Raw genomic sequence first — 241 nt, forward strand, 5'->3', positions numbered from 1 at the left:
GTGCACCGCCTCCGACTCCAGCGCCTCCAGATGCGTCAGCGCGAACGGATCGTCGATGTCCGGCGACACAGCGGTCGCGGTCGTCATGCCAGTCCCCTTTCGGCGAGCAGCGCACGGAGCGCGCCCGCGGATTCCTCGACGCTCTGCTGGTGCGCCTGGATCCGCAGGTCCGGATCGCCGGGCACCTCGTACGGGTCGTCCACGCCGGTCAGGCCGCTCAGCTCCCCGGCCGCCTGGCGCG

General features: G+C 72.6%; 1 protein-coding gene. It reads right to left on the reverse strand.

The annotated features are described in order from the left end of the window. Positions 1–83: 83 nt before the first annotated feature. A partial coding sequence (locus tag HOY81_RS27195; RefSeq protein WP_237323363.1) for an adenylyl-sulfate kinase occupies positions 84–241 on the reverse strand: 158 nt, incomplete at its 5' end.

It is taken from the genome of Streptomyces sp. JJ36, assembly GCF_021696945.1.
In the GTDB taxonomy this organism is placed as follows: Bacteria; Actinomycetota; Actinomycetes; order Streptomycetales; family Streptomycetaceae; genus Streptomyces.